The 6,792-nt window shown below is 65.4% G+C and carries 7 protein-coding genes and 2 pseudogenes; 5 read left to right on the top strand and 4 right to left on the bottom strand.

Annotated elements, in window-relative coordinates; all coding sequences use genetic code 11:
* The 5 genes and pseudogenes from BM175_RS22105 to BM175_RS22085 form a co-directional block, all read left to right on the top strand.
* Positions 1-282 (top strand): annotated as a pseudogene (locus tag BM175_RS22105) (cytochrome ubiquinol oxidase subunit I); the annotation flags it as partial.
* Positions 279-905, top strand: a complete 627-nt coding sequence (locus BM175_RS22100) for a cytochrome c oxidase subunit 3 (protein WP_090966968.1) — start codon at positions 279-281, stop codon at positions 903-905. The pseudogene BM175_RS22105 and the gene BM175_RS22100, both read left to right, overlap by 4 nt.
* Positions 902-1,219, top strand: a complete 318-nt coding sequence (locus BM175_RS22095; RefSeq protein WP_090966966.1) for a cytochrome o ubiquinol oxidase subunit IV — start codon at positions 902-904, stop codon at positions 1,217-1,219. The genes BM175_RS22100 and BM175_RS22095 overlap by 4 nt, the downstream gene beginning before the upstream one ends.
* A 684-nt stretch (positions 1,220-1,903) precedes the next feature.
* Complete coding sequence (locus tag BM175_RS22090) at positions 1,904-3,013, top strand: mechanosensitive ion channel family protein (protein WP_090966964.1); 1,110 nt, start codon at positions 1,904-1,906, stop codon at positions 3,011-3,013.
* A complete protein-coding gene (locus tag BM175_RS22085) occupies positions 3,010-4,266 on the top strand; it encodes a DUF2254 domain-containing protein (protein WP_090966962.1) in 1,257 nt (418 codons plus the stop codon). Before BM175_RS22090 ends, BM175_RS22085 begins: the two co-directional genes overlap by 4 nt.
* Positions 4,267-4,291: 25 nt before the next feature.
* On the opposite strand, the gene BM175_RS22080 is transcribed toward BM175_RS22085, so the two are convergent.
* The 4 genes and pseudogenes from BM175_RS22080 to BM175_RS22915 form a co-directional block, all read right to left on the bottom strand.
* Entirely contained in the window at positions 4,292-5,554 is a 1,263-nt protein-coding gene (locus BM175_RS22080) for a cation:proton antiporter (RefSeq protein WP_090966960.1), read from the bottom strand.
* A 19-nt stretch (positions 5,555-5,573) separates the two neighbouring features.
* Positions 5,574-5,768, bottom strand: a pseudogene (locus tag BM175_RS23175) (ion transporter); the annotation flags it as partial.
* A 64-nt stretch (positions 5,769-5,832) separates the two neighbouring features.
* Entirely contained in the window at positions 5,833-6,132 is a 300-nt protein-coding gene (locus BM175_RS22070; RefSeq protein ID WP_090966958.1) for a PRC-barrel domain-containing protein, read from the bottom strand.
* Positions 6,133-6,561: 429 nt separating this feature from the next.
* Positions 6,562-6,792, bottom strand: a 231-nt coding sequence (locus BM175_RS22915) for a hypothetical protein (protein ID WP_175526979.1), incomplete at its 5' end; no start/stop codon positions are given.

Here is a 6,792-nt window from a genome sequence, read left to right as displayed (position 1 = left end):
AAGAACTCGATGACGGGCGTCGTCTTCGGCCTGTCTCTGGCCGCCGCCGCCTTTGGTCTTGTCTGGTACATCTGGTGGCTCGCCGCCCTCGGCGTCCTGGCGGCCGTCGGCGCGATCGTTGCGAGGTCGTTCGTTCTCGACAACATGCGTGTCATTCCCGCGGACGAGGTCCGGCGACAGGATCAGGCCTGGCTGGCCCTCGTGCGCACGCTTCCCCGTTCCGACCGCGAGACCGAGACGACTCCCGAGAACCGCGGGCTCGCGGAGGCGGCAGCCGCATGAGCCCCCTGTCCCAACACCGCCATCCCGGCCTGAACCTCGCTCACACCGATCCGGAAACCCACCGCCAGGCGGAAGAGACGCTCTTCGGCTTCTGGGTCTTCCTGATGAGCGACCTTGTCCTGTTCGCGCTCCTGTTCGCCACCTACGCCTCCATGCTCGGCGCGACCGACGGGGGACCGGGACCACGTGACGTGTTCGAGCTGTCCTCCGCCGCGCTGGAGACCGGCGTCCTGCTCTTGTCGAGCCTCACCATGGGCATGGCGTCGATCGCCATGAAGTACGACGAGGCGCCGTCGCGACTCTACGCTTGGCTGGCCTTCACCCTCGTACTCGGTCTCGTCTTCCTCGGACTGGAGGTCCGCGACTTCGTCAAGATGGCATCGGACGGGGAGACGCCACAGCGCAGCGGCTGGCTATCGAGCTTCTACGCGCTCGTGTCCACGCATGGCCTGCATGTGGCCGCGGGCTGCGTCTGGCTGATCCTGTCGATCATCCAGCTCGCGGTCTTCGGGCTGCGGTCCGAGGTCAAGCTGCGCATCATGCGCCTGTCCCTGTTCTGGCACCTACTCGACGTCGTCTGGATCTTCATCTTCTCGGTTGTCTACCTCGGGGGACTGGCATGACCGCCGGGAAGCATGATCAGGAGAAGCGGCGCGAACTGCGATCCTACGTCGTCGGGTTCGTCGCGGCGGCCGGTCTCACTACCCTCGCGTTCCTGGTCGTCGCGGTCGGGATGACGTCGTCGACGGCCTACCTCGTGATCGGCGCCGCCGCGCTCGCGCAGGTCGTCGTTCACTTCCGCTTCTTCCTGCATATCGGCCTTCAACGCTCGACGAGCGACGACCTCCAGTTGATCCTCTTCACGACCCTGATCATCACCCTGATGGCCGGGGGGACCATCTGGATCCTTGGGAACCTTCATCACCGTATGATCTAGCGGGCTCGAAACAGCCGACGCCTTCCAGACCATAAGCAGGCCCATGCCAAACGTTCGGAAGGTAACGTTTCCGCGCCTGCGAGGGACGGGCAGGACCGGACTTCGGATCGGTTGAACTGACTTCCAGTCCGTTTCTAATACGACGCTGATGGTTTCGTCGCTCTCAAGAATTATCGTCTTGACATCAGCGATGTCCCGTCCGCCATCCGACCAGACCGCGCCTATCGTCTGATCCGGCGTGATCCTCTCCTTACGCAGGGCAACATCGTAGAAACGTTCATAGCGCGAGAGAACCGTGGGCTCGGATCGCATGGCCTTGGCGTACCCTTGCCAGCGGACGGACGTCCAGGCGACGAGGTCCGGGAGGCCGATCAGGACAGCCGAAGCGCCGCGCCCTCCGTTACCGCGATCGAACCGTGAAGAAGAATAAAGGACCGCGTCGAGCCGACGGCGGCTGTTATGCCAAGGTTGAGGGCGTTGAGCTAGGCGACGGGGAAGCGGGTGTAGGTCTCTGGGATGCCCTGCGGCTTAGGTCGTATTCCGCAGGTTGAGCCTACGGCCGACCGGAAGGGGCACGGCGCCTGCCCGTTGCCAAGGGGTGCCGTTCCGGGACGCTGCCCCACCTAATCGCGCACGGACGTTCCATCGGGACCCGTTCCGGACGCCAGACGAAAGCCTCCCCGCATGTCGCAAGCCTTCGCGCAGACCGCCACGCCAGCCGCCGCCGACCCCGCAGCCGTGGACGCATTGGCTGCCACCGCGCCCCAGACCGTAGACCAGGCGGTGCGGGTCGATCCCGCCTTCGTCCTGTCGAAGATCGAGACGTGGGTCGTCGGCTTCCAACGCCTCCTGCCCAACATCGTCGTGGCGATCGTGCTGTTCGCGGTCGTGTTCGGCATCGCCTGTGGAGTGGAGCGTGCGTTTCAACGCTGGGCGGACAAGCATGAGCGCTCGAATCTCGGTGCCGTGCTCGGATCGTTCGTCAAATGGATTATCATCCTCTTCGGAGGCCTGCTGGCGCTGACCATCGTCATCCCATCCCTGAACCCGGGCGACCTCATCGCCGGGCTCGGGATCGGATCGGTCGCGATCGGCTTCGCTTTCAAGGACATCCTCCAGAACTGGCTGGCGGGGCTGCTCATCCTGATCCAGCGGCCCTTCGGGGTCGGCGACCAGATCGTGGTCAACGGCTACGAGGGGACGGTGGAGTGGATCGAGACGCGTGCGACCATCATCGCCATGTACGACGGGCGGCGCGTCATCATCCCGAACGCCAACGTCTACTCCAACGCCGTGACGGTTAACACGGCGCGCCCGACGCGGCGCTCCCAGTACGACGTCGGGATCGGCTACGGCGACGACATCGAAGGCGCTCGCAAGGCGATCCTGGAGGCGATCGCGACGGTGCCGGGCCTGGAGGCCGAGCCGGCGCCGGAGGTGCTGGTCTGGGATCTGGCCGGCTCCAGCGTGAACCTTCGCGTGCGCTGGTGGACGCAATCGAAGCGTACCAACGTCGTACACGTCCAAGCCGCCGTTCTCGAGGCCATCAAGGGAGCGCTAGACAGCGTCGGCATCGACATGCCGTACCCGACGCAGGTCGTCCTCTTCCACGACCAGACCGAGGAGACGGACGGCATCCGCGGCGAGCAGCGCGAGGGCTGGCCGAAGCGCCCGGGACGTGAAGCGCCCAAGCCCGTCCGCCTGGTCAGCCAGTCGCGTCGTGGCGGCTCCTCCGATGTACCCGAGCGTTTTGCGGGGACCGCGGGAAACAGTGGCGGCGAGGGGCGCCCATGACCTCGCGCTGGTTCTGGCTGCTCCGTCGCCTGTCGCGTCGGATCTGGGTGCGCGCGACCCTGTTCTCCCTTGCTGGTGTCCTTACGGCACTCGCTGCGATTGTCTTGAGCCCCTACATCCCGAGCGACCTGCCCACCAAGATCGGCTCGGACGCGGTCGACAACATCCTCAGCATCATTGCCTCGTCGATGCTGACGGTGACGACCTTCTCCTTGTCGACCATGGTGTCGGCCTACTCGGCCGCGACGTCAAACGTGACGCCCCGTGCGACGCGCCTCGTGATCGAGGACACGACCACCCACAACGTCCTGTCGACCTTCATCGGCTCGTTCCTGTTCAGCCTCGTCGGCATCATCGCGCTGTCGACCGGCCTCTACGGCGACCGCGGCCGCGTCGTCCTCTTCGCCGTGACGATCCTCGTCATCGTCGCCATCGTCGTGACGCTCCTGCGCTGGATCGATCATCTCTCAAGCCTCGGACGCGTGACGCAAACCACCGAGAGGGTCGAAGCCGTGGCGCTCGAGGCGATGCGCGAGCGACGCCGCAATCCCCATCTCGGCGGCTCGCCGCTTCACGACCCGTCCGTCATCCCCCGTTCGGCCCGCCCGGTCTTCTCCGACGAGGTCGGATACGTGCAGCACGTGGATGTCGGCGCCCTGTCAGCGCTCGCCGACCACGGATCGGGCCGAATCTATGTATGCAGCATTCCGGGCGACCTCGTCGATCCGACGGCACCGATCGCCATGGTCGAGGGGCTGGACGTTGACGAACCGGAGCAGCACGTCCGGGACGCCTTCACCATCGGCGACATCCGCTCCTACGATCAGGATCCCCGCTTCGGTGCCTCGGTCCTCACCGAGATCGCGAGCCGCGCCCTGTCGCCGGGCATCAACGATCCCGGCACCGCGATCGACGTAATCGGGCGGGCGGTGCGCCTTCTGACCGTCTGGGGTGAACCGCTCGAGAAGCAGGCCGAGGTCGCGCATCCGAACGTCTTCGTGCCGCCGATCCTGATCGGCGACCTCTTCGACGACCTGTTCACGCCGATCGCGCGTGACGGGGCTTCCACTGTCGAGATCGGCGTACGTCTCCAGAAGGCGTTCCGGACCCTGGCGCGCTACGGACGGGACGGGTTCGCCGAGAACGCCCGGCGCCATTCCCGGGAGGCACTGGAGCGCGCCGAAGCAGCGCTTGCCATCGAGGCCGACAAGCGGCGCTTGAGGGCACTGGCCGACGAGGTCGGCGAGCGATGACACGTCCGCCAACGTTCGCCCGGTTTCAGTCCGTGGACGGACGCGACCAGGTCCTGCGCGCCACCATGCCGAGGCTGAGTCCCTGCACCACGATGGTAAACAGGACGACGGCATAGGTCGCGGCCAGGATCGGCGACTTCGCCGGGTCGTCGGGGAGCGACAGGGCGAGCGCGACGGAGATGCCGCCCCGCACGCCCGCCCAGGTGAGGAACGGGATGTTGCGGGCCGACAGCGATCCGGTCCATCGGAAGAGGAGCACGGGCGTCGAGACAGCGACGAGCCGAGCGGCGAGCGCGAGCGGAACCGCGGTAAGAGCGAGGACCATAGCCGTCGGCTCGAAGCGCAGAATGATCACCTCGAGCCCGATCAAAAGAAACAGGACCGAGTTCAGGACCTCGTCGATCAGCGTCCAGAGCGCCGAAACGTACCCTTGTGTCCGGTCGCTCATCGCCTTCCGGGGGGCGAGGTCACCGATGACGATCCCCGCGGCGACCACTGCTAGCGGGCCGCTCAGGCCCAGTTTCTGCGCTACGGCGTAGGTGCCCGCAACGAGCGCCAGCGTGATCAGCACCTCGACCGCGAAGTCGTCGATCGCCCGCATGGCGCGGTAGGCGACGTATCCGGCGAGGAGCCCGAGCACGATGCCGCCGCCCGCCTCGACCGCAAGGTGCTCGAAGGCGGACGCCACCGTGAAGTCCTCAGCCGCCATGCCCGTCGCGAAGCCGAGGAGGAGCGTGAACAGGACGACGCCGACGCCGTCGTTGAATAGCGCCTCGCCCTGCATCTCGATCTGCACCTCGTCGGGCACGGACACGTTCTTCAGGACGTTGAGGACGGCGACGGGATCGGTCGGGCTGATCAGCGCGCCGAACAGGAGCGCCCAAGCCAACGGTATCGACAGCCCCGCCACACCTGCCGCCCACCAGAAGCCGATTCCCACGACGGCGGGCGAGATCACCGTACCGACGAGCGCGAGGAACGCGATCTGCCAGGCGCGGCTGCGCAGGAGCCGGACGTTGAGGTTGATGGCGCCGGCGAACAGGAGGAAGGCGAGCATGCCGTCCATGACGACTTCAGTGAAGTCAATCTGCCGGAGCGCCCTTGCGAGCTCGTCGTAGATGAGCTCGTTCGGGAACATCGCCTCAACGCCGACGAGCACCAGCGACGAGAGGAGGCCCATGAGGAGGAGGCTGGTCGCATGCGGCAGATGGATGAACCGGTGGTTCAGCCATCCGAACAGCGCCGACAGGGCGAGAAGCATGGCGGAGATGTCGAGGATGGAGATCATGCCTGCCGACCCCGGTTCGTCATGTCCAACCCTCGTCAGCGTTCGGAATGGTGATGAGATGGCCGCAGGCCTTGCATTGGACGGGATCTGGATCGTGCCGTAGGAGCGCGCATCCGGGACATCGAAACGAGATTTTGTGCGGACGGAACAGCGCTTGGGCGAGCCGGACGAAGAGCGAGCTGCCGACGATCATCGTCACGATCGAGGTTAGCTTACGGTCCGGTAGATCGAAACATCGACGGTGAGGAGACGAGCCCGGCGGGACCGGGCTCGATCATTCATCGGTCCTTGTGCCCCGGCATCGCCTTGAGCTGGTCCTTGGTCCACGTGGTGACAGCATGAACGTCGCCGTCCTCGTCGCGCATGAAGTCAAGGTCGCTGACCGGCACCGATACGGGCTTGGCGCCGAGGCCGAGGAAGCCGCCGACATCAACGACCACCTGCATTCCAGAACCGGCACCATGAACGTGCGAGACGCTACCGATCTTCTCGTCGCTGGGGCCGTAGATGGTCGCGTCGTTGAGCGTGCTCTCGGTCAGTTCGCTGCTTGAAAGTCGAACGTGCTTGCTGTGGTCCATGATGGCCTCCGTTGATGGACAGGGTCATGTAACCAAGCAAGAGGATTGGCCGTTCCCCTCCAGACGCGAAGAGGGTAGCGGAATGTCCGCTTCTGAGAAGCCCGTTGGCAACTGAGAATGTCTTGGAAGGGTCGAAAGCGGATGGGCCGCTTTCAGGCGTCCGCTTCCGCGGCGCCGATCGGCTCGGCTGGGTGGAAAGGCGACTGTCCGCTTCAGGGCATAGGGTGGTCGTTTGCAGACCTTCTGTCTGGATCGCTAACTGCGGCACAGGCGGTTGGTCATGATCCAGGTTCAGCCGGATCTGGGCTCCGGAATAGGCCATGATCGGCTACCTGCGCGCCTCGGCGACTCGGTCTTCCTCGATAGCTCCGTTCCGATCCGCACCTCGCAGGATGGTGCCCGATCCTCAGCGCTGGGACGGAAAGCGACCTAATTGGGACGCATTGCGACCTTATTGGCCTCGTCGGCGTGGATCGCGTTCACCGCCGGCAAGGGTGCAACGCCGAAAATATAAGCCACAGCAAGAAGCAGGATCGTCAGCGGCTCTTTGTCCAGGGGCAGCCAGGGCGAGCCTGAACCCGTGTTCGGTGCGTTCATGTCCTCGGTCAGCTCGGCAAACTCCGCACTGCGGTCCCTCCAAAAGGCCGTCGCGGCGCTGAA

The sequence above is a fragment of the Aureimonas phyllosphaerae genome (genome assembly GCF_900113065.1).
GTDB classification, from domain to species: Bacteria; Pseudomonadota; Alphaproteobacteria; order Rhizobiales; family Rhizobiaceae; genus Aureimonas; species Aureimonas phyllosphaerae.
This window is presented reverse-complemented; position numbering and strand designations above follow the sequence as displayed.